The sequence below is a fragment of the Streptomyces niveus genome (genome assembly GCF_001723055.1).
GTDB lineage: Bacteria > Actinomycetota > Actinomycetes > Streptomycetales > Streptomycetaceae > Streptomyces > Streptomyces niveus.
The window spans coordinates 12837-34316 of sequence record NZ_MDCR01000030.1 but is presented as its reverse complement, the minus strand read 5'-3'; the positions used below and the strand labels follow the sequence as shown (position 1 = coordinate 34316).

17 protein-coding genes, 1 tRNA gene and 1 riboswitch are annotated in these 21480 nt (G+C 70.0%); of the genes, 6 read left to right on the top strand and 12 right to left on the bottom strand.

Annotation, left to right across the window (positions count from 1 at the left end; genetic code table 11):
* Window positions 1–282: 282 nt before the first annotated feature.
* Window positions 283–366, bottom strand: a tRNA-Leu gene (locus BHU15_RS04155).
* Window positions 367–848: 482 nt separating this feature from the next.
* Here BHU15_RS04155 and BHU15_RS04150 point away from each other — a divergent pair.
* Both BHU15_RS04150 and BHU15_RS04145 read left to right on the top strand, forming a co-directional pair.
* Window positions 849–1610: an ABC transporter ATP-binding protein gene (locus BHU15_RS04150; RefSeq protein ID WP_376201712.1), complete on the top strand. Its 762-nt coding sequence runs from the start codon at window positions 849–851 to the stop codon at window positions 1608–1610.
* 105 nt (window positions 1611–1715) lie between these two features.
* Window positions 1716–4259 (top strand): ABC transporter permease, encoded by a 2544-nt coding sequence (locus tag BHU15_RS04145; protein ID WP_069625905.1) that lies wholly within the window; start codon window positions 1716–1718, stop codon window positions 4257–4259.
* Between the two features lie 90 nt (window positions 4260–4349).
* On the opposite strand, the gene BHU15_RS04140 is transcribed toward BHU15_RS04145, so the two are convergent.
* The 10 genes from BHU15_RS04140 to BHU15_RS04095 all read right to left on the bottom strand — a co-directional run bounded on the left by BHU15_RS04140 (window position 4350) and on the right by BHU15_RS04095 (window position 15932).
* Entirely contained in the window at window positions 4350–5642 is a 1293-nt protein-coding gene (locus BHU15_RS04140) for a class I SAM-dependent methyltransferase (protein ID WP_069625904.1), read from the bottom strand.
* 276 nt (window positions 5643–5918) lie between these two features.
* Window positions 5919–7367: an NAD(P)/FAD-dependent oxidoreductase gene (locus BHU15_RS04135; protein ID WP_079127881.1), complete on the bottom strand. Its 1449-nt coding sequence runs from the start codon at window positions 7365–7367 to the stop codon at window positions 5919–5921.
* 387 nt (window positions 7368–7754) lie between these two features.
* Entirely contained in the window at window positions 7755–8681 is a 927-nt protein-coding gene (locus BHU15_RS04130; protein ID WP_069625902.1) for a Ppx/GppA phosphatase family protein, read from the bottom strand.
* Window positions 8678–9226 carry a DUF501 domain-containing protein gene (locus BHU15_RS04125; RefSeq protein ID WP_069625901.1) on the bottom strand — a complete coding sequence of 183 codons (549 nt, stop codon included), beginning with the start codon at window positions 9224–9226 and terminating at the stop codon, window positions 8678–8680. The genes BHU15_RS04130 and BHU15_RS04125 overlap by 4 nt, the downstream gene beginning before the upstream one ends.
* A gap of 23 nt (window positions 9227–9249) precedes the next feature.
* Window positions 9250–9723, bottom strand: a complete 474-nt coding sequence (locus BHU15_RS04120; RefSeq protein WP_023541240.1) for an FtsB family cell division protein — start codon at window positions 9721–9723, stop codon at window positions 9250–9252.
* 158 nt (window positions 9724–9881) lie between these two features.
* Entirely contained in the window at window positions 9882–11168 is a 1287-nt protein-coding gene (gene eno, locus BHU15_RS04115; protein ID WP_023541239.1) for a phosphopyruvate hydratase, read from the bottom strand.
* 237 nt (window positions 11169–11405) lie between these two features.
* Window positions 11406–12098: a transglycosylase family protein gene (locus BHU15_RS04110; protein WP_069625900.1), complete on the bottom strand. Its 693-nt coding sequence runs from the start codon at window positions 12096–12098 to the stop codon at window positions 11406–11408.
* 3 nt (window positions 12099–12101) lie between these two features.
* A riboswitch (cyclic di-AMP (ydaO/yuaA leader) is annotated at window positions 12102–12276 on the bottom strand.
* 264 nt (window positions 12277–12540) lie between these two features.
* On the bottom strand, window positions 12541–13500 hold the full coding sequence (locus BHU15_RS04105) for a transglycosylase family protein (protein WP_069625899.1): 960 nt from the start codon (window positions 13498–13500) through the stop codon (window positions 12541–12543).
* Between the two features lie 154 nt (window positions 13501–13654).
* Window positions 13655–14908 (bottom strand): cytochrome P450 family protein, encoded by a 1254-nt coding sequence (locus tag BHU15_RS04100; protein ID WP_069625898.1) that lies wholly within the window; start codon window positions 14906–14908, stop codon window positions 13655–13657.
* Between the two features lie 10 nt (window positions 14909–14918).
* Entirely contained in the window at window positions 14919–15932 is a 1014-nt protein-coding gene (locus BHU15_RS04095; protein ID WP_069625897.1) for a helix-turn-helix domain-containing protein, read from the bottom strand.
* 371 nt (window positions 15933–16303) lie between these two features.
* Here BHU15_RS04095 and BHU15_RS04090 point away from each other — a divergent pair, with 371 nt between their 5' ends.
* The 4 genes from BHU15_RS04090 (at window position 16304) to BHU15_RS41085 (ending at window position 20739) form a co-directional block, all read left to right on the top strand.
* Window positions 16304–18520 carry an MMPL family transporter gene (locus BHU15_RS04090; RefSeq protein WP_069625896.1) on the top strand — a complete coding sequence of 739 codons (2217 nt, stop codon included), beginning with the start codon at window positions 16304–16306 and terminating at the stop codon, window positions 18518–18520.
* Between the two features lie 97 nt (window positions 18521–18617).
* Entirely contained in the window at window positions 18618–19796 is a 1179-nt protein-coding gene (locus BHU15_RS04085) for a sensor histidine kinase (protein WP_069625912.1), read from the top strand.
* Between the two features lie 8 nt (window positions 19797–19804).
* The gene (locus tag BHU15_RS04080) at window positions 19805–20494 is read left to right on the top strand and encodes a response regulator transcription factor (protein WP_069625895.1); all 690 of its coding nucleotides are present in this window, start codon (window positions 19805–19807) and stop codon (window positions 20492–20494) included.
* A gap of 83 nt (window positions 20495–20577) precedes the next feature.
* The gene (locus BHU15_RS41085; RefSeq protein ID WP_255293017.1) at window positions 20578–20739 is read left to right on the top strand and encodes a hypothetical protein; all 162 of its coding nucleotides are present in this window, start codon (window positions 20578–20580) and stop codon (window positions 20737–20739) included.
* A gap of 1 nt (window position 20740) precedes the next feature.
* On the opposite strand, the gene BHU15_RS04075 is transcribed toward BHU15_RS41085, so the two are convergent.
* The gene (locus BHU15_RS04075; RefSeq protein WP_069625894.1) at window positions 20741–21403 is read right to left on the bottom strand and encodes a TetR/AcrR family transcriptional regulator; all 663 of its coding nucleotides are present in this window, start codon (window positions 21401–21403) and stop codon (window positions 20741–20743) included.
* Window positions 21404–21480: the final 77 nt, after the last annotated feature.

Sequence of the window (21480 nt, the reverse complement as noted above, 5' to 3'; positions counted from 1 at the left end):
GACGCCGTCCGGCGGTGCTTCCGCGGTCCTCCGGGGGCCCTTCGGGGACTGCGGTCCGGAGGTGGGGAAAATCGTGGATTGACGCGCACTCGACAAGATGATCAAGGGCTCTGAGCTGGGGATTCATCGACTTTCTCAGCTGACACCGCGTCAAGAGCTTTACATTTCAATCGAGTTGGCAGATCGTGGCGATCCGCAGGCACGTTTCAGCAGCGGCGTGCCTCAGAGGCAAAAATACGGGGGCGAATCGATCTTCGCAGGTCAGCACACGTACGGTGAGTGTGCCCGGAACCGGACTTGAACCGGTACGCCCCATTTGGGGCAGCGAGGTTTAAGCTCGCCGTGTCTGCATTCCACCATCCGGGCGTACGCGGCTCCGCGTTGGCTCACGAGCCTATCCGGGAGGACCCCTCGGACGGCCGAGTACTTGGGCGATCCTGTCTGATTTTATTGGCACCTGAGGGTGTGTCAGCCCTGGTAACACGCCATCGGCACATGCCGGAAGCAGGACGAAGGTCTTGATACGGACCTCTGGATATGACGGAAACTCGCCGCTCTCTGTCTACTATTCGCCACTCCCCGCACATGGATTGCACGCGGGCGTCGCCTACATGACAAAACGGGGACGGGCGTCGGTGACGGGCGTCGGTGACGGGTGACGGAGTCAGGGTCGGTGTCATACCGGAGGGGCGGGGTGGGCGTCATACCCGAGGAGGACGGAGGGGGGTCCCGGTCCGACCCGAGAGGGCCACAGGAACGGGCACGAGGGGTGACGACCCGGGGCCGGGCGGCGGAGAGGATGAAGTCAATCCGCCAGACCCCCTGAAGGAGTCCCACCCGTGACGACCATGCCTCTCCTCCACCGCGCCAGCGCCGTGGCCGCCCACGCCTCCGGCTTGTCCAAGGTCTACGGGCAGGGCGAGACGCAGGTGGTCGCCCTCGACCAGGTCACCGTCGACTTCCGGCAGGGTGAGTTCACCGCGATCATGGGCCCGTCCGGGTCCGGCAAGTCGACCCTGATGCACTGCGTCGCGGGTCTCGACAGCTTCAGCAGCGGTTCCGTACGGATCGGCGACACCGAGCTGGGGACGCTGAAGGACAAGCAGCTCACCCAGCTCCGCCGGGACAAGATCGGCTTCATCTTCCAGGCGTTCAACCTGCTGCCGACACTGACGGCCCTGGAGAACATCACCCTCCCGATGGACATCGCCGGCCGTAAGCCCGACAAGCAGTGGCTGGACAACGTGATCTCGATGATCGGCCTCAAGGACCGGCTCCACCACCGTCCCACCGCGCTCTCCGGCGGCCAGCAGCAGCGCGTGGCCGTCGCCCGCGCGCTTGCCTCCCGCCCCGAGATCATCTTCGGTGACGAGCCGACCGGAAACCTCGACTCACGGGCCGGCGCCGAGGTGCTGGGCTTCATGCGCAACTCCGTGCGGGAGCTGGGCCAGACCGTCGTCATGGTGACCCACGACCCGGTCGCCGCCTCCTACGCGGACCGGGTGATCTTCCTCGCCGACGGCCGGATCGTCGACGAGATGCTGGACCCCTCCGCCGACGGCGTGCTCGACCGGATGAAGGCGTTCGACTCCAAGGGCCGTACGAGCTGACGCCCAGGGGCCGACTCCCCCGAGACACCGAGACCCGGCCGCGCGGCCGACCTCCCTCCGGTCGCGCGGTCATTCCGCCCTGCCCTCCTCACCTGGACTTCCACCATGTTCCGTACCGCCCTGCGCACCGTGCTCGCGCACAAGGCCCGGCTGTTGATGACCGTGCTCGCCGTGATGCTCGGCGTGGCCTTCGTCTCCGGCACGCTGGTCTTCACCGACACCCTCGGCAACGCCTTCAACAAGCAGTCGGCCAAGAGCTACAAGGACGTCGCCGTCTCCGTCACCACCTACTACTCCGAGGACGACGGGGCCGACGGGAAGAAGCAGGAGCCCGGTCTCAGCCCCAAGATCCTCGACGAGATCGGCGCCGTCGACGGCGTCGCCTCCGTCACCCCCCGGGTCGAGGGCTTCGCCGGTGTGGCCGACCCCGACGGCAAGCTCATCGGCAACGGCTGGTCCAACACCGGTACCAACTTCGCCCCCGGCGAGAACGGCAAGGACCCGGCGTACGACTTCACCGAGGGCACCGGCCCCACCGAGGCCGGCCAGGTCGCGCTCGACAAGGACACCGCGGCGAGGGGTGAGTACAAGGTCGGCGGGCCGGTCCGGGTCGCCACCAACGGGCCGGTGAAGGAGTACACCCTCTCCGGCATCTTCACCACCGAGGACGGCGCCGTGAACGCGGGCGGCAGCCTGGTGCTCTTCGACCCGTCGGTCGCCCAGAAGCTCTTCCTGAAGCCGGGCTACTTCCAGATGGCGAACGTCACCGCGACGCCCGGCGCCTCCGACACGAAGATCCGCGGCGAGATCGAGTCGCTGGTGCCGAAGGACGCCGAGGTCCAGACCGGCAAGCAGCTCGCCGACCAGCAGGCCGCGGACATCGAGCGCGAGCTGAGCGGTATCAACCAGATGCTGCTCGCCTTCGCCGCCATCGCGCTCTTCGTCGGAATCTTCCTGATCTCCAACACCTTCACCATGCTGGTCGCCCAGCGCACCAAGGAGCTGGCGCTGCTGCGCGCCGTCGGCGCCTCGCGCCGCCAGGTCAAGCGCTCGGTGATGGCCGAGGCGCTGATCGTGGGCCTCGTCGCGTCCACCATCGGCTTCGTCCTCGGTGTCGGTCTCGCCGTCGGACTGCGCTCCGCCATGGGCCAGTTCGGCGCGAAGGTGCCCGCAGGACCGCTGATGATCACGCCGGTCGCCGTCGCCGCCGCCTTCGGTGTCGGCGTGGTGATCACCCTGATCGCCGCCTGGCTGCCCGCCCGCCGGGCCGCGAAGATCCCGCCGGTCGCCGCGATGAGCAGCGTGCACGCCGTGGCCACCATGAAGTCGCTCGTCCTGCGCAACTCCATCGGCGCCGTACTGACGCTCATCGGCGCCGCGGGCATCATCGCGGGCGCCTCGATGGGCAAGGACGGCAAGTTCATCATCGGCGCCGGCGCGTTCTTCTCGCTCGTCGGCATCATCGTGCTCATCCCGCTGCTGTCGCGCCCGATCATCGCGCTCGTGCAGCCGCTGCTGAACCGGCTGTACGGCGTCGCGGGCAAGCTGGCCGGACAGAACGCGGTGCGCAACCCGCGCCGTACGGGCGCCACCGCGTCCGCGCTCGCCATCGGCCTCACCCTGGTCACCGGCCTCACGACCGTCGGCGTCACGCTGGGCACGGCCATCGACAAGGCCACCACGGACAACATCAAGGCCGACTACATGATCACGATGGCCGGCGGTGGCGGCGGTCTCGACGAGTCGGCGGTCAAGGCGCTGGAGAAGGCGCCGGGCGTGAGCGCGGTCTCGCCGCAGCGGGCGTCGTACCTGGTGATCGACGGCAAGGACAGTTCCGCCTCGGCGGTGACTCCCGGCGACATCGAGCAGCTCCTCACCCTGAAGACGGAGACCGGTTCGCTGGACTCGCTGAGCGGTGACGCGATCGCGGTGGCCTCGGACACCGCGAAGTCCCGGGGCTGGAAGACCGGCGACACGGTCACGGTGAAGTACGAGGACGACAAGACGGCGCGGCTGAAGATCGGCGCCACGTACGAGCCCAACGAGTTCGCCTCACCGACCCTGATCTCCACGGACCTGGTGGCGCCCCACCAGGAGCGCCCGCACACGCCCGAGGTCTACGTGTCGATGGACGGCGGCGCGACCGAGGCCAACGAACTGGCCCTGGTGGACGCGCTGGGCGACAACCCCGCGATCAGCGTCGCCGACCAGCAGGACATCAGGAACCAGTTCGGCGGCATGATCAACACCGCGCTGAACATCATGTACGGACTGCTCGGCATGGCCCTGATCATCGCGGTGCTCGGCGTCGTCAACACCCTCGCGATGTCCGTCTTCGAGCGTCAGCAGGAGATCGGCATGCTGCGGGCGATCGGTCTGGACCGCCGCAGGGTCAAGCGCATGATCCGGCTCGAAGCGGTCGTGATCTCGGTCTTCGGCGCGCTGGTCGGTGTCGGGCTCGGTACGTTCCTGGCCTGGGCGATCGGCGAGACGATCCGCGGCTCGATCCCGGGTTACGTACTGGTCCTGCCGTGGGAGCGGATCGGGATCTTCCTGGTCCTCGCGGGGCTGGTGGGTGTGCTGGCGGCGCTCTGGCCGGCCCGCAGCGCGGCGAAGCTCAACATGCTGACGGCCATCAAGACCGAGTGACACCTGGTCCCTCGGCAGGACGGCGAAGGGCCCCGCATCCCCCCGGGTGCGGGGCCCTTCGCCGTACTCCCGCCTCTGGAGCGACGCGTGTCAGTGCCAGGTGCGGGCACGCAGCGGGAGGGCGGCGTCGCCCGACTCCCGCGGCCGTACCGCCAGGATCTGGTTGACGCCGATCCTGTTGTGCTCGAAGGAGAGCGCGGACGCGGCCATGTAGAGCCGCCAGACGCGGGCGCGGCCGGGCGAGGTGGCCCGTACGGCCTCCGGCCAGTGCTCCTCCAGATTCCGCACCCAGTGACGGAGCGTCAGCGCGTAGTGCTCGCGCAGGGATTCGACGTCCCTGGCCTCGAAGCCCGCCTCCTCCAGCGTGGACAGGGTGCGGCCGAGCGGGGCCAGTTCGCCGTCGGGGAAGACGTACGCGTCGATGAAGTCGTCGATGTGGTACTGGGATTCGTCCTTCTCGGGGCGGCGCGCGATCTGGTGGTTGAGCAGCCGGCCGCCCGGCTTGAGGAGGGCGAAGAGGTCGTCGGCGTACTCGCGGTAGCGGACCGAACCGACGTGCTCGGCCATGCCGATGGACGAGATGGCGTCGTACGGACCGTCCCTGACGTCCCGGTAGTCCTGGACCCGGATCTCGATCCGGTCGGTGAGGCCGGCCTCGGCGATGCGCTTGCGCGCGTACGCGGCCTGCTCGCGCGAGAGCGTGACCCCGGTGACCTGGGCCCCGTACTCGCGCGCGGCGTGCATGGCCATGGAGCCCCAGCCGCAGCCGACGTCGAGCAGCCGGTCGCCGTCGGACAGGCCGAGCTTGCGGCAGACCAGGTCGAGCTTGTCGCGCTGCGCGTCCTCCAGCGTGCCGCCGGGCTCGGCGAAGTAGGCGCACGAGTAGACCATGGAGGGTCCGAGGACCATCGCGTAGAAGTCGTTGCCGACGTCGTAGTGGTGGCTGATCGCGGCTCTGTCCCGGTGCTTGGTGTGCAGCGCGCCGGATCTGCGCCGTACCTCCTCGGGGGGTGGCGGGGGCGGCGGCCAGGGGCCGGCGATCTGCGCGAGGCCCTTCGCCGCGGCGCGCATCCGCGGGTCGCGCAGCGGGTGGACCTGGTCCTTCGCGTCGGCGCCGCGCTCCCAGAGGAGCCCCGCGACCTGGTCGAGGGCGGCGTACAGATCACCGTCGATGTCGATCTCGCCGGCCACCCAGGCGCGGGCGAGGCCCAGCTCGCCCGGCTTCCAGAGCAGTCGGCGCAGGGCCCGGCGGTGCCGGACGACGAAGGTCGGCGCGCCCGGGGGACCCGACTCGCTGCCGTCCCAGGCGCGGATACGTACGGGGAGCGGGGCTCCCAGCAGTTCCTCGGCAAGAGTGCTCAGCCGCAGTGCGGCGTCGGCCATGGCGCACACCTCCGTGATGGTGGATCCCGGAATGCTCAACACACACGTAAACACCGAGGGGACGGTGGGACAGTCCCGACAGCACGCAATGGGCGGGCAAAATAGCTGCACCAGCCACGTATTTTGTGACCAAATCAGCCGATGCGCACCCTTGCCTGCCATGTCGTACCCAACTTCGGTGCCGGGCGCACGCGAAAGGGCCGCCCGCACCACGGATGGCGGGCGGCCCTTTCGGGTCGTACAGGCGCTGCGCGCGTCAGACGCGCTCGCGCGCGGTCAGGAAGCCTTGACCTTGGTCGAACCGGCCTCGGCCCTGGCCGACTCCGAACCCTGCGCCGGACCTTGCTCCGGGCCTGACTCCGGCTTCGGGGCGGCGTCCTGACGCGCCGGGGCGGGCTTGGCCGCCTCGTAGAACTCCTCGCGCGGTGTCTCCATCGCGCCGAGCGAGACGACCTCGCGCTTGAGGAACGCCGAGAGCGTCCAGTCGGCGAAGACGCGGATCTTGCGGTTCCAGGTCGGCATCGCCATGCCGTGGTAGCCACGGTGCATGTACCAGGCAAGCCGGCCACGGAACTTGATCTTCATCTTGCCGACGACGATCATCGCGACACCCTTGTGCATGCCGAGACCCGCGACCGCGCCCTTGTTGGCGTGGCTGTACTCCTTCTGCGGGAAGCCGCGCAGGGCGGAGATCACGTTGTCGCCGAGGACCTTCGACTGGCGCAGCGCGTGCTGGGCGTTCGGCGGGCACCAGGCGTTCTCGACACCGGCCCTGCGCGCGGCCATGTCCGGGACCTGGGCGTTGTCGCCGGCGGCCCAGATGTGGTTGGTGCCCTGCACCTGGAGCTTGGCGTCGGTGTCGACGTGACCACGCGGGCCGAGCGGCAGACCGTAGCGGGCGAGCGCCGGGTTGGGCTTGACGCCCGCGGTCCAGACGATCGTGTTGGAGTCGACCTCCAGGCCGTTGCCCAGCACCACGCGGCCGTCGACGCAGGAGTCCATGCCGGTCTTGAGGTAGACCTCGACGCCCCGGCTCTCCAGGTGCTCCTTGCCCCAGCTGCCCAGCTTGGGGCCGACCTCGGGCAGGATCTTGTCGGCGACGTCGACCAGCAGGAAGCGCATGTCCTCGCGCTTGACGCTGGTGTAGTACTTCGCGGCGTCGCGCGCCAGGTCCTCGACCTCACCGACGGTCTCGGCACCCGCGAAGCCCCCGCCGACGAAGACGAAGGTCAACGCCTTGCGGCGGACGTCCTCGTCGGTCGTCGAGTCGGCCTTGTCGAGCTGTTCGAGCACGTGGTTACGGAGACCGATCGCTTCCTCGATGCCCTTCATACCGATGCCCTGCTCGGCGAGGCCGGGGATCGGGAAGGTACGGGAGACGGCGCCGAGCGCGACGATCAGGTAGTCGAAGGGCAGCTCGTAGGCCTCACCGACGAGCGGCGAGACCGTGGCGACCTTGCGGTCCTGGTCGATGGTCGTGACTCGGCCGGTGAGCACCTCAGCCTTGGGCAGCACGCGTCGCAGCGGTACGACGACGTGTCGAGGCGAGATGTTCCCGGCGGCGGCTTCGGGGAGGAAGGGCTGGTACGTCATGTACGAGCGGGGGTCGACGACGGTGACCGTCGCCTCCCCGTAGCGCATCTTCTTCAGAATGCGACGAGCTGCGTACAGGCCTACGTACCCTCCGCCTACAACAAGGATCCTGGGACGCTCCGTGGTGCTCATGCCATCGAGTATCCACCTGCCCCAGGGGGGGTGCTCGTGAGCCCCTTCACAAGCACCCCCCACACCTCTGCTACACTTCGCGGCCCTCGTGATCGACTCCACCCGCCGGCAGCGGAACCACCCCGTGTCCAGGGACCTTCCGCACCCCTCGTGAGCTGGCCGTTGAGACCTTTCCCGAGGGTGGACCACCGAGCGGTTCACACGCCCGCAATACCGCCGGAACGGCCCGTTGACCCCCCGTACAGAGGCGTGGGGGCAGTGCCGGTGGTCCCCGCAGAGTGATGTGGGCCCAACCCGGGGGTTTCTCTTGTGAAGAACTTCACGAACTTCGTTCCGGGGCGGTGCGCAGAGACCCCGTAAGACCCCCGTAAAGGCGCCCGATCCGGCTCAGGCGATCGACCAGCCGATGCCGTCGAGGATGTCGTGCTCGCTCACGACGACCTCCCGCGCACCGGTCCGTTCCATGATCGTGAGCAGGATCAGCGCGCCCGCGCCGATCACGTCGACGCGCCCCGGATGCATCACCGGAATCGTCGCGCGTTCGGCGTGGGTGGAGGCGAGCAGCGTCGTGGTGATCTCCCGGACCATGTCGAAGGGGATGCGCGCGTGGTGGATCGCCTCGGAGTCGTACGCGGTCAGCCCCAGCGCGATCGCCGCGACCGTGGTGACGGAGCCGGCCAGGCCGACGAGGGTGCGGGCCTCGCCGAGCGGGACGGCCCGCTCCGCCTCGTCGAGGGCGGTGGCGATGTCCGCGCGCAGGGCGGTGATGTCGGCGAGGGTGGCCGGGTCGGCGGGGCGGTGCCGTTCGGTCAGCCGTACGCAGCCCATGTCCACCGACCGCGCGGCCGTGACCCGGTCGTCGCCGACGACGAACTCGGTGGAGCCGCCGCCGATGTCCACGACCAGGTACGGCTTCGCCAGGTCGGTGCGGCCGGTCAGTTCCCTGGTGGCGCCGGTGAAGGAGAACTCGGCCTCCTGGTCGCCGGTGATCACCTCCGGTTCGACGCCGAGGATGTCGAGGACGCCGCCGGTGAACTCGTCGCGGTTCTCGGCGTCGCGGGAGGCTGAGGTGGCCACGAAGCGGGTCCGGTCCACGCCGTGTTCCTTGATGACCTCGGCGTACTCCCGGCAGGCCGCGAAGGTGCGCGTCAGCGCCTCGGGGGCGAGCCGGCCCGTCCGGTCGACGTCCTGGCCGAGCCGCACGATCGTCATGCGCCGGTCGAGGTCGACGAGTTGGCCGGTGGCGGGGTCCGCGTCGGCGACGAGCAGGCGGATGGAGTTCGTACCGCAGTCGATGGCCGCGATCCTGGTCATGCCGAGACCTCCGCGTCGTCGTCAGGCTTTGTGAACGGGATCACACAGGGGCCCTTGCGCCACCACTCGGGCAGCATCGCCAGCGCCTCGTCCCCCAGCGGGTTCACTCCCGGACCCGCCGCGAGCGAGTGGCCGACCAGTACGTGCAGGCACTTCACCCGGTCCGGCATACCGCCCGCGCTCGGGAAGCCCGCCAGCACCTCGATCGCGTCGCGGCGGGTCAGGTAGTCCTCGTGCGCCTTGCGGTACGCGGCGGCCAACTCCGGTTCGGTGACGAGGCGTTCGGACATCTCCTTCATGACGCCGTTCGCCTCCAGCGTGCCGATGGCCGAGGCCGCGCGCGGGCAGGTCAGGTAGTAGAGCGTCGGGAACGGCGTACCGTCCGGGAGGCGCGGGGCGGTCTCCACCACGTCGGGCTGCCCGCAGGGGCAGCGGTGCGCGATGGCGCGCAGACCGCGCGGGGGCCGGCCGAGCTGCTGCCTGAACGCGTCGACGTCCGCCTCGGTGGGTTCGGTGCGCGGCGTCTGCGGAGGGGGCGTTTGCATACCTGCGTCGGTTTCCTTGATGTCTATCTGTCCGTCCGGTCGGCGCTGTCGACGCCGTCCAGGAGATTGGAGTACCAGGGCCGGTCGGCCGCGCCCTGGTCGGTGCGGCGCTCGTCGGCCGCCCGGGGGTCGGTCATGATGTAGCCGGTCTCCCCCGGCATCACGTAGTGCAGATGCTCGCGCGCCAGCCGCTGGACGTACGCGTCGTCCTGGAGGCGGGCCTTCTCGTCCCGCAGCTCCTCGACCCGCTGCGCGGCCTCGCGCGTCAACTGCTGCTGCTCCGCGATGTCGCCGCGCTGCGACACGTACTGCCGCATCGGGTACGCGAGCGCCACGATCAGCGAGCAGACCACGAGCACGAGGAAGGCCGCGCGTCCGGTGAGCCGGGAGCGGCGGGCCTGCCTGCGGGTCTGCGAGCGGTAGACGCGCGCGGCGGTCTGCTCGCCCAGGATCCTGATCTTGGTCGCGGTGGAGAACCGGTCCCGGTTCGCGGCCATGGCCCCGCCTCCCTCAGAGGTCGAACTCAGAGGTCGAGCCCGCCTCGTACCTCTGTGCTGCCGTACAGCCTCTGTACGCGCGTACGTCCCCGGACACGGTACGGGACCGTGGCCGGGGACGGCCGTAGGACGGGCACGGTGGTCAGTCCTTCAAGAGGTCAGTCCTTGAAGCGGGGGAACGCGCTGCGGCCCGCGTACACCGCCGCGTCGTCGAGGATCTCCTCGATGCGCAGCAGCTGGTTGTACTTGGCGACGCGCTCGGAGCGGGCCGGGGCACCGGTCTTGATCTGGCCGCAGTTGGTGGCGACGGCCAGGTCGGCGATGGTGACGTCCTCGGTCTCGCCCGAGCGGTGCGACATCATGCACTTGAAGCCGCTGCGCTGCGCCAGCTCGACGGCGTCCAGGGTCTCGGTCAGCGAACCGATCTGGTTGACCTTGACGAGCAGGGCGTTGGCCGAGCCCTCCTCGATGCCACGGGCCAGGCGCTCGGGGTTGGTGACGAACAGGTCGTCGCCGACGATCTGGACCTTGGTGCCCAGCTTGTCGTTGAGGACCTTCCAGCCGGCCCAGTCGTCCTCGAAGAGCGGGTCCTCGATGGAGACCAGCGGGTACGAGGCGACGAGCTCCTCGTAGTACTCGGTCATCTCGGCGGCCGAGCGGGACTTGCCCTCGAACTCGTAGCTGCCGTCCTTGTAGAACTCGGAGGCCGCCACGTCGAGCGCGAGCGCGATGTCCTTGCCCGGGGCGTAGCCGGCTTCCTTGATGGCCACGAGGATCAGGTCGAGCGCGGCGCGGTTGGACTCCAGGTTCGGCGCGAAGCCGCCCTCGTCGCCGAGACCGGTGGAGAGCCCCTTCTCCTTCAGGACCTTCTTCAGCGTGTGGTAGACCTCGGCGCCCCAGCGCAGGGCCTCGGAGAACGACTCGGCGCCGATCGGCGCGATCATGAACTCCTGGATGTCCACGTTGGAGTCGGCGTGCGAACCGCCGTTGAGGATGTTCATCATCGGCACGGGCAGCAGGTGCGCGTTCGGGCCGCCGAGGTAGCGGAACAGCGGCAGGTCCGAGGCCTCGGACGCGGCGTGCGCCACAGCCAGGGAGACGCCGAGGATGGCGTTGGCGCCGAGCGAGGACTTGTCGGGCGTGGCGTCCAGGTCGAACATCGCCTGGTCGATCAGGCGCTGCTCGGTGGCGTCGTAGCCCACCAGCTCCGGGCCGATCTGCTCGATGACGGCGAGGACCGCCTTCTCGACACCCTTGCCCTGGTAGCGGTTCTGGTCACCGTCGCGGAGCTCAAGGGCCTCGAACGCACCGGTGGAGGCACCGGAGGGGACAGCAGCACGGCCGGTGCTGCCGTCGTCGAGGCCGACCTCGACCTCGACCGTTGGGTTGCCTCGGGAGTCAAGGATTTCCCGGGCTACGACGACGTCGATGGACGGCACGAGCATCTCCTTCTGGGATGTGACGCGTGGAGTGCAGGGCCTCATTGGCCTTGCGGCATGAGCCTAACCGGCTCCCGGTCGGCGGTCGGCAGATGCCCGCCCGCTGGGACGAAAAGAGTCCTCAATGCCCGTTCGGCGCTGAATGTCCATGAGCGGGAGCCACCGGGCGCCGGACGGACCTGAGCCCCGGACCGGCGCGTCCGGGGGGAGTGAGGCGCGCCGGGCCGGGGCTCAGGAGAAGGCTCAGCTCAGGTGGAGCTGCTGGCCCGGGAAGATCTCGTCGGCGTTCTCGACGATGTCCTTGTTCAGGTCGAAGATCTTCTGCCAGCCGCCCTTGACCTTCTCGGCCTCGGCGATCTTGGAGAGCGTGTCGCCGGACTTGACCTTGTACTCGCCGTCGCCCTTCTTGACCGGGCCGCGCGTCTCACTACGCGAGGCGGGCTGCTCCTGCGCGGCGCGCGGGGCGGACTCCTGCTTCGGGGCGGCCTTGGGGGCGGCCTTCGGGGCCTCCTGCTTCGGGGCCGGGGCGGCGTCGTCCGAGCCGGCGTCGTTCGCGGCGTTGGACAGGCCCACGCCACAGCTCGGCCAGGCACCCTTGCCCTGGCCCGCCAGGACCTTCTCGGCGATCTGTATCTGCTGGGCCTTCGACGCCCGGTCGGCGCTGGGCGCGAAGGCGGTGCCGCCGTACGCGGCCCAGGTGGAGGCCGAGAACTGGAGCCCGCCGGTGTAGCCGTTGTTGGTGTTGATGGACCAGTTGCCGCCGGACTCGCACTGGGCGACGGCGTCCCACTCGGCGGTGGTCGCGGCGGAGGCGGAGGTGGTGGCGATCAGCGGGGCCGCGACAGCGGCACCGGTGACACCGGCGAGCGTGGCGTAACGGACGGCCTTGGACGGACGGCGGTGCTTGCCCTTGCCGGACTTGCTGGAAAACAGCATGCGAGATCTCCTCACCGACGCCTACGAGGTGAGCTGTCGGGTTCGGGCCAAGTGAGTTGCCCGGCCGTGCCGCGTGGGAACGTTCCTACGTCCCCCCGCACACGGCTGCACCCCGAGCCGGCCGTACTGACCGGCACTTACCTGGGTCCCCCGCTCCTGCCTTCGGCGCTTGACGCGACGAGTACTCCCCCCGACCGACGGCAGGATTCGGCGTGACGGTCGACGGTGCCCGCGGTGCGAGCGGTTCAGACCGTAAACACAGACATCCCGGATGTTCAAAGAAGGAACATCCGGGATGATTCGCCCATCCCGCCCTGAGGAAACCCCTGTTTACGCAGGTCGGGCGGGAGACGGGGCGACGTGCCCGGCAGATCGCGTCAGTTGGGACGAAGAGACCCTTGTCTCACTTACGCAGATCCGGACATAGCCTGCGTAACTGCCCCTACTTCGCCGTCAGATCGAGGCTCTGGCCCGGCAGGATGAGGTCGGCGTCGGAGCCCACGACCTCACGGTTCGCCTCGTAGAGCGCGGGCCAGCCGCCCTCCACCTTCTGCTCGTCGGCGATGGCCCACAGGTTGTCGCCGGTGCGGACGGTGTACGAGCCGTCGGCGGCGGCGTCGTCGCGCGCCGAACCGTCACCGCGTGAGGCATGACGGCCGCTTTCCCGCTTTTCGCCAGGCTTGCCCGCTTCGGTCGATCTGTCCGGGGCGTCGGACCCGCCCGAGGCGCCGGCCGACTCGCCGGGCTCGGCGGTGGCGTCGCCCTCGGGAGCGGCCTCGCCGCGGTGCTTGCCCTGGCCGGTGCCGGCCCCGGCGTCCGGCTTCGTGCCCGGCGTGGCGTCGGACTTCTCGCCGTCGGAGGCGGAGTCACGGCCGAACTGCCCGGACGACGGCGTCGACTCGGGAGCGGGCGGCAGCACGGCCTCCTCGCTCGACCCGGGCGCGGGCGTCTCGGGCGCCTTGGGCTTGCCCTCGGTGGCTTCACCGGAGGGCTCGCTGTCCGCGGTCGCGTCCGGCTCGGCGCCCCCGTCCGCGGTAAGGCCGGTGACCAGGGCGCAGGTCGGCCACATGCTCGGCCCCTGCGCGTCGAGGATCTTCTCCGCGACGGCTATCTGCTGGCTGCGGCTGGCCTGGTCGGGGGTGGGCGCGTACGCCGTACCGCCGAAGTCGGCCCAGGTCTCCTGGGTGATCTGGAGCCCGCCGAACGCCCTGTTGCCGAAGTCGGCACTCCAGATGCCGCCGCTCTCGCACTCGGCGACACGGTCCCACGTGGCGGCGTCGGCCGCGCTGGCGCCGCTCGCGCCGAGCAGCGGGATGGCGATCGCCGAGCCTGTCACCCCTGCCGCGACGACGAGGGCGGGGGCCTGACGGGGCCGACGGTGCCGGCCGTTCCCGGAGCGCATGCGATTGCCTTCCGTGAGACTGCTGAAACGTGAATCCCGAACACGAATTCCGAACATGTGACTGCTGAGACGGACGTGAACGTAGCCCTACTCGAAGGTCTGTCACAAGTCGATGCAGCGGAGATCACGTGAAAGTCACAGTGTTGACGGCCCGTCAGTCACGCACCGCTGTGAACTGCACCGGGAGCGTGCGCAGTCCACGCATGATGAGCCCGCCACGCCACCGCAAATCGGATGGATCGACCGCAAGTCGCAAGTCGGGCAGGCGGGTCAGAAGCGTGCCGATCGCGGCCTGCCCCTCCAGCCGGGCGAGGGGCGCGCCGAGGCAGTAGTGGATGCCGTGGCCGTAGCTGAGGTGTTTGTTGTCACCGCGCGACAGGTCGAGCCGGTCCGGATCGTCGAACCGCTCGGGGTCGCGGTCGGCGGCGGCGAGTACGACGAGAACGGGGTCGCCCACCGCCACGCTCTGCCCGCCGAGCCGGACGGGCTCGGTGGCGTAACGCCAGGTGGCCAGCTCCACCGGCCCGTCGTAGCGCAGCAGTTCCTCGATCCCGGTCGTCAGGAGCCCGCTCTCGCCGGCGTCGAGGGAGCGCTGGAGCCTGGCCCGCTGCTCGGGGTGCCGAAGCAGGGCGTACACCCCGTTGCCGACCAGGTTCACGGTGGTCTCGAACCCCGCGAACAGCAGGATGAAGGCCATCGCGGCGGCCTCGTTCTCGGTGAGGTGTTCGCCGTGGTCGCTGGCCCGGATCAGCCCGGAGATCAGGTCGTCGCCGAGGTCGTCCCTTTTACGGTGGATGAGTTCGGCGAGATACCGGCGCATTTTCTTCACCGACCGTCCGACCCCGCCCCGCGGCCCGCCGCCGTGCCGGATCATCATCCCGGCCCAGTCACGGAAGTCGTCCTGGTCCTCGCGCGGGACGCCGAGCAGATCGCAGATCGCGTAGATGGGCAGCGGGAAGGCGAAGTCATGGATCAGATCGGCCTCCCCCTTCGCCGCGAAGGCGTCGATCAGCCCGTCCGTCAACTCCTGCACGCGCGGGGCGAATTCGGCCACCCGGCGGGGCGTGAACGCCTGCGAAACCAGCCTGCGCAGCCGGGTGTGGTCGGGCGGATCGATGTTCAGCAGATGCGTCATCAACTCCGCCCCGCGCTCGCCCGGGATCCCCGTCTTGCTCTTGGCGTGCGCGTGCTCGGCGTGGTGCACGGGATTCTTGGAGAGCCGGGGATCGGCCAGTGCCCGCTTGGCGTCCGCGTACCGCGTCACGAGCCACGCCTCGACCCCGCTCGGCAGCGTGGTCCGGCGTACGGGCGCGTGTTCGCGCAGCCAGGCGTACGCGGGGTAGGGATCGGTGGCGAACTCCCAGGTGAAGAGTTCGGGAGCGGGGGTTTCGGGCGGCAGGTCGTGCATGGCCCTGACATTAACGGCCGGGTCCGTCCTCGACGTCGGCCAGGGCGGCGCGCAGTACGGACGCGCCCGTGGGGGTGAGGGTGTGCAGCACGGAGGGGCCGTTGCGGACCGTGGTGGTCAGTCCGGCGTCGCGCAGCACGGTGGCGTGTCTGCTGGCGGCGGAGGCCGAGACTCCGGCGGCGCGGGCGATCTCGCCGGTCGTGGCGCCGCCGGCCGCGGCGCGCAGGGCGATCGCGCGGGCGCGCCCGAGCAGCTGGGTCAGTGACCGGCCGGGCTCCTCGCTCAGGGAACGGGACTCGGGCTCGTGGAGCAGCGAGTACCAGACCACGGGTGGCAGTCCGGGGTCGGCGAAGGCGACCGGCTCGCCCCGGTTGAAGTAGGAGGGGGCGAGGGTGAGGCCGCGGCCGTTCAGATGGAGGTCCCGGTCCGCCGCCTGTCTGGGGTAGGCGACCTCCAGGACGGGCGGGCGCCAGCGCAGCATGGGCCCGAGGCCCGCGAGCATTCCCTCCACCCCGCCGTCGAGCAACCCGCGGCAGCGCGCGGCCCGTTCGCCCTCGATCCGCGCCCGTACGTGCTCCTTGTGGGGAACGCCGACGGCGTTGTAGTACGCGCGCAGTACCCCCGCGAACTCCTTGCGCGTCTCCCGTCCGGCCAGTTGGCCCGCCCACGCCGGCGCCCCGACGATCCGGTCGAGGGTGGCCATCTCCGCCATGACCCGTTTCGGAGGCGTGGCCAGAATCGGCTCCAGCCCCGCGTCCAGGCCCTCCACCGCGTCGGCCGGAGTCAGAAAGTCCGGAAAGTACGCGGCTCTTGGGTACAGGGGCAGCAGGATGCTCCGCAGCGCCCGCTCCAGCCCGGCCTCGCGCAGCCGCACCCGCGAGTCGCGGTACCAGCCGGCGTACGCCCACCGTCCCCGCCGGGACTGGAACCGGTGCAGACTCGCGGCGATCTCGAAGAGAGGATCGGGAGCGGAGGCGAGCCGGGTCCTGGCGAGATCCACATCGGTGAAGTGAATGCGGAGCATGTCGTTCCCCCCGTTGAGAGCCCGGATCTCGCTCTCGCTCTGCGGCGCACCTGTTGCCGGTTCGGCGCGGGTCCGTCGAACGACCGTAGGAAGGTGCGGTCAAGATGCGATAAACGGGGGTTGAACGGGCATGTCCCGGCGGGGCCGGCCGTACGGCCGACGCGGGCGCTCCGCGAGGGGACCCGGCCGGCCCGGTCTCCGGCGTACAACCAGCGCAGTAGGCCGACTCCTACAGATGCAGGCAGGCGACCCGCCCGGTCCGTCGAGCGCACCAGCGCCCAGTCACGGCAGGTGCACGACGACGGGGAGGGGGCTCGGAGGCGACTCTGGCCATCTGCCCAACACCTGACCTGACCTGGAGATGTGTTCTCGTGGCTACCTTCCTGTATCGACTCGGCCGTGGTGCCTTCCGATGGCGCTGGTCCGTGGTGCTGCTGTGGTTCGCGGCGCTGGGCGCGGCCGGTTTCGGCGCGGTCAGCGCTCCGGCGGCCGACGACAGCGGTACGTCTTTCATGCCCGGGATCGAGGCGCAGAAGGCCTACGACCTGATCGGCGAGCGTTTCCCGGGCGCCGACGCGAACGGCGCCAACGCCCGGATCGTGTTCGTCGCGCCCGACGGCGAGAAGGTGACCGCGACCGACACCCGTGCGGTCATCGACGACTTCGTCGCCGAGACCGGCCAGGGTTCCCAGGTCGCGAGCGCGGTCAGCCCGTTCGCGGCGGACGCCGTCAGCGAGGACGGATCCACCGCGTACGCCGTGGTGACCTACAAGGTGGCGGCCGACGACCTGACCGACTCCAGCACGCACGCCCTGGAGAACGCCGTCGACGAGGCCCGCGACAAGGGGGTCACCGTCGAGGTGGGCGGTACGGCTCTGGCCACCCAGCCGGCCGCGGGCGGATCGGCGGAGGCCATCGGTATCGGCATCGCCGCGATCGTTCTGCTCATCACCTTCGGTTCCCTGGCCGCCGCGGGTCTGCCGCTGCTCACCGCCGTCATCGGGGTCGGCGTCTCCATGGCGGGAATCATCGCCCTGGGCAGCACCTTCGGCCTCTCGCTCACCACCGGCACCCTCGCCTCCATGCTCGGCCTGGCGGTGGGCATCGACTACGCCCTGTTCGTGGTCTCCCGGTACCGGGAGGAGCGCTCACGCGGGCGTGATCCGCGCGAGGCGGCGGGGCTGGCTGTCGGCACGGCGGGCTCCGCCGTGGTGTTCGCGGGCCTCACCGTGATCATCGCGCTGGCCGGGCTGTCCGTCATCGGCGTGCCGATGCTGACCAAGATGGGGCTGTGTGCGGCGGCTGCCGTCGCCGTGGGCGTGCTGGTCGCCCTCACCCTCGTACCGGCCCTGCTGGGCATGTGGCCGGACGCGGTGCTCTCTCGCGGTGTACGCAACGGCCGGCCCAGGGCTCTTCGTAAGCAGCGGAACGAGACCAACGGCGGCTCACGGTGGGCGCGGTTCGTGATGCGCCGCCCGAAGGCTGTACTCCTGGTGACCGTCGCCGCTCTCGGCGCGCTGGCCGTACCCGCCGCCAGTCTGGAGATGGGGATGCCCGGTGACGAGGCCAAACCCGTCTCGACGACGGAACGCCGTGCCTATGACGCGCTCGCCGACGGCTTCGGCGCGGGGTTCAACGGACCGCTGACCATCGTCGTCGACGCCAGGAACTCCGACGACCCGAAGGGCGCCGCCACGGCGGTCGCCGGTGCGATCAAGGACACGGACGGGGTGGTGTCGGTCTCGCCGCCCACGCTCAACCCCGACGGTGACACCGCGACCTTCTCGGCCGTGCCGTCCACCGGCCCGAACGACGAAGCGACCAAGGAGCTCGTGCAGTCCATCCGGGCGGAGCGCGCCGGGCTGGAGGACAGCGCGGGTGCCACGTTCGAGGTGACCGGCAGTACGGCGATGGACATCGACGTCGCCAACGCGCTCCAGGACGCCCTCGTCCCGTATCTGATCGTCATCATCGCTCTCGCCCTGGTGCTGCTGCTGGTGGTCTTCCGGTCCGTCCTCGTTCCCGTGAAGGCCGCCTTCGGCTACCTGCTCTCCGTACTGGCCTCCCTGGGCGCGGTCGTGGCCGTCTTCCAGTGGGGCTGGGGGGCGGAGCTGCTCGGTGTCGAACAGACCGGCCCGATCATGAGCCTGATGCCGATCTTCCTGGTGGGCATCGTGTTCGGGCTGGCGATGGATTACGAGGTGTTCCTCGTCGCCCGTATGCGAGAGGCGTACGTGCACGGTGACCGCCCGGCGCAGGCCGTCGTATCGGGCTTCCGCCACAACGCGCGGGTGGTGGTCGCCGCGGCCGTCATCATGATCGCCGTCTTCTCCGGATTCATCGGCTCCACGGAATCGATGATCAAGACGGTCGGTTTCGGTCTCGCCATCGCCGTGCTGTTCGACGCGTTCCTCGTACGCATGACGATCGTGCCCGCGGTCCTGGCGATTCTGGGCGACAAGGCCTGGTGGCTGCCGCGATGGCTGGACCGGCTCCTTCCCCGGGTGGACATCGAGGGCGCCGCGCTCACCGCGCCGCCCGCGGACTCGCCGGCGGAAGAGGCGCGGCGGGAGCCGGTGCGCACCTGACCACCCGACACCGTCGCCGGGGCGGTGCCGTCGTCGACGGCACCACCCCGGCGACGGTCACTATGTTGTGATCCGTGTCTGTTTCCGGGAGATCGAGATGAGTACGAGCTGGCAGGCCGTGGCCGCGCGACGGCCGCGCACGGTGGAGCTCACGGCGCTGCTGCTGCTCTTCGGGACGACCGTGACGGGCTGTCTCCTGCCGAGCTGGGGCACGCCGGCCCCGCCCGCGCTGTGGCCCGGGATCGTACTGTCCGCCTTCTGCTGTCTGGCACTGCTCCGGCGGCACCGGCACCCCCTGCCCGTGCTGGGATTCATCACCGCGCTCACCATGGCCGAGGGAGCCGTCGGCTACCTCATGACGCCCCTGCTGATGGGCCCGCTGATGGTGTCGCTGTACTCGGTGAGCCTGCGCGCCGACCGTACGACCGCCCGCAACGCCTCCCTGCTCGCCGCCGCGTGCGTCGTCGTCACCGGTCTGTTCCTCGATCCCTTCAGCCACCCCGTGCTTCTCGGCGTCGTCAATCCGGCCGCGTGGGTTCTGCTGTCGGCTCTCCTCGGCAGTTACGTCGGTGTACGGCGTACGTACGCAGCCGACCGCGCCGAACAGGCGGAACGGGCGCGTGAGGAGGAGGCCCGCCACCACGTCGTACAGGAACGGATGCGCATCGCCCGCGAACTGCACGACATCGTCGCCCACCATCTCGCTCTCGCCAACGCGCAGGCGAGCACGGCGGCGCACCTGTACCGGACGCACCCGGACAAGGCCTTCGAGATGCTCGACTCCCTCGCGACGACCACGGCCGACGCCCTGCGTGAGCTCAAGGCCACCGTGGGGGTGCTGCGCCAGGACACCGAAACGGATCAGGGCCTCGCTCCCGCACCGGGGCTCGGCCAACTGCCCGACCTGACGGCGTCGTACTCCGCCGCCGGACTCGACGTCGGCGTCACGGTCAGCGGACCGCCGCAACCGCTCTCCCCCGGGGCGGACCTGGCCGCCTTCCGCATCATCCAGGAAGCCCTCACCAACGTCACCAAGCACGCGGCCACCGGACACGCGGACGTCCAGCTCCGGTACACCGCCCACTCGCTCAGCCTGACCATCACCAACGAGACACCCGCGGGGACCCCGCGTGCCGGGGCTGCCGAGCCCGGCCGCGGCTTCGGGCTCATGGGCATGCGCGAACGCGCGCAGTCCGCCGGCGGAACCCTCACCGCCGGACCCGGCCCCGAGGGTTTCCAGGTCTCCTGCACCCTCCCTCTCCAGCCCACCAGCTAAGGCCTCACATGACGATCCGTGTCCTGCTCGCCGACGACCAGGCCCTCCTGCGCAGCACCTTCCGCATCCTCATCGACAGCGACCCCGGGATGACGGTCGTCGCCGAGGCCGCCGACGGCCAGGAGGCGGTCGATCTCGCCCGCGAGCACCATCCCGATGTCGTCGTCATGGACATCCGCATGCCCGGCGTCGACGGACTCACCGCCACCACCCTCATCGGCGCGGACCCCACGCTCGCCACCACCCGCATCCTGATCCTCACCACCTTCGAGGACGACCAGAACGTCGCCGCCGCCCTGCGCGGCGGCGCCGGCGGCTTCCTGGGCAAGGACGTCACCGCCGAGGCACTGCTCGCGGGCATCCGCACGGTCGCGGCCGGCGACTCGCTCCTCTCCCCCACCGCCACCCGATCCCTGATCAGCCGCTTCCTGTCCACTCCCGACGCCCACGACCGGCTCGCCTCACCCCGCGAGCTGGAACGCCTCACCGACAGGGAACGCCAAGTCATGGCACTGGCGGCGCAGGGCATGAACAACGACGAGATCGCGGACCAGCTGTTCCTCAGCCCCCTGACCATCCGCACCCACATCCACCGCGCGATGACCAAACTCCACGCCCGCGACCGGGCCCAACTCGTCTTCATCGCCTACCAGACCGGCCTGGTCAGCGCCCGACCTGAGCCGGGGGGCCGGGGCTAGGCGGGCGGAGCCGCACCGCATACCGAGCCGGAACCTGGCCGTATGCCGACAGCCGCGATCCGGCCGTCGCGGCGATGAACGCCATGCCCAAGTACGTTGCCTCCACCACGCTCTGCGACCTCACATGGGCGAACTCCCACGTACTCGGCGCCGACGACGCGACGCGGCGCCCGCTCACCCTTGTCACTACGACGACATCCACGCTCGGGGTGTCGATCACCACCTACCGGCGGTCCGACGGGTAGGTCAGGTGCCGGGTGGTGAGCAGTCGATGTCCGTGACCGGGGCGGGTGGGGAGGTGGGGCGGGTCGTGTGGATGCGGAGTAGTCCGTCGATGCCGCGCAGCAGCGTCTCGCCCGCCAGGGCCGGGTCGCCGAGGTAGCCCGCGCTCATCGCGCCGTCGCGGAGCATGACGAAGTGGCGGCCCGCGTGGTCGGCCTGGGTGGTGGTGATCTCGGCGAACAGGTTGGTGATCGTCCGCAGGAACCAGTCGCGGTGCCGCACCACCGCGCGGTGGACCGGGTGGTCGGGGTCGGGGAATTCCGCCGCCGCGTTGAGGAAGGCGCAGCCGCGGTAGCCGGGTGAGCGGATCTGTTCGACCAGGGACGCGCCGATGCCCCGCAGGATGCCGTCGGCCGGTACGTCCGCGGTCGTCAGGGTGTCGAGCTGGGTGCGGATCGCCTGGTCGACGCTGCCGATGTAGGCGACTGCCAGGTCGTCCTTGCTGCGGAAGTGGCGGTAGAAGGTGGCGTTGGTGACCTTCGACTCGGCGACCAGGCGGTCGACGCCGACCGTGTGGATGCCCTCCGCGTAGAACAGCCGCCCGGCGGTGCTCAGGAGCCGTTCCCGGGCCGCGGAGACTCGCCTGCCGGTGCCCGCGCCCGCTTCCGTCTGTGTCATGTCGGCCATTGTAGGGGTAGAACGCTCTCTCTTGTTTGTTGGCGGAGAGTTGTGCCAGACTCCCCGCATTGACGAGAGAGAACGTT

What these genes read in the sequence shown, in the direction of transcription:
- BHU15_RS04095 (WP_069625897.1), bottom strand. Translation starts at nt 15,932, where the DNA reads ATGCTCCGCATTCACTTCACCGATGTGGATCTCGCCAGGACCCGGCTC.
- BHU15_RS04080 (WP_069625895.1), top strand. Translation starts at nt 19,805, where the DNA reads ATGACGATCCGTGTCCTGCTCGCCGACGACCAGGCCCTCCTGCGCAGC.
- BHU15_RS04085 (WP_069625912.1), top strand. Translation starts at nt 18,618, where the DNA reads ATGAGTACGAGCTGGCAGGCCGTGGCCGCGCGACGGCCGCGCACGGTG.
- BHU15_RS04125 (WP_069625901.1), bottom strand. Translation starts at nt 9,226, where the DNA reads ATGCAAACGCCCCCTCCGCAGACGCCGCGCACCGAACCCACCGAGGCG.
- eno (WP_023541239.1), bottom strand. Translation starts at nt 11,168, where the DNA reads ATGCTCGTGCCGTCCATCGACGTCGTCGTAGCCCGGGAAATCCTTGAC.
- BHU15_RS04140 (WP_069625904.1), bottom strand. Translation starts at nt 5,642, where the DNA reads ATGGCCGACGCCGCACTGCGGCTGAGCACTCTTGCCGAGGAACTGCTG.
- BHU15_RS04075 (WP_069625894.1), bottom strand. Translation starts at nt 21,403, where the DNA reads ATGGCCGACATGACACAGACGGAAGCGGGCGCGGGCACCGGCAGGCGA.
- BHU15_RS04100 (WP_069625898.1), bottom strand. Translation starts at nt 14,908, where the DNA reads ATGCACGACCTGCCGCCCGAAACCCCCGCTCCCGAACTCTTCACCTGG.
- BHU15_RS04110 (WP_069625900.1), bottom strand. Translation starts at nt 12,098, where the DNA reads ATGCTGTTTTCCAGCAAGTCCGGCAAGGGCAAGCACCGCCGTCCGTCC.
- BHU15_RS41085 (WP_255293017.1), top strand. Translation starts at nt 20,578, where the DNA reads ATGCCCAAGTACGTTGCCTCCACCACGCTCTGCGACCTCACATGGGCG.
- BHU15_RS04120 (WP_023541240.1), bottom strand. Translation starts at nt 9,723, where the DNA reads ATGGCCGCGAACCGGGACCGGTTCTCCACCGCGACCAAGATCAGGATC.
- BHU15_RS04130 (WP_069625902.1), bottom strand. Translation starts at nt 8,681, where the DNA reads ATGACCAGGATCGCGGCCATCGACTGCGGTACGAACTCCATCCGCCTG.
- BHU15_RS04150 (WP_376201712.1), top strand. Translation starts at nt 849, where the DNA reads ATGCCTCTCCTCCACCGCGCCAGCGCCGTGGCCGCCCACGCCTCCGGC.
- BHU15_RS04135 (WP_079127881.1), bottom strand. Translation starts at nt 7,367, where the DNA reads ATGAGCACCACGGAGCGTCCCAGGATCCTTGTTGTAGGCGGAGGGTAC.
- BHU15_RS04145 (WP_069625905.1), top strand. Translation starts at nt 1,716, where the DNA reads ATGTTCCGTACCGCCCTGCGCACCGTGCTCGCGCACAAGGCCCGGCTG.
- BHU15_RS04105 (WP_069625899.1), bottom strand. Translation starts at nt 13,500, where the DNA reads ATGCGCTCCGGGAACGGCCGGCACCGTCGGCCCCGTCAGGCCCCCGCC.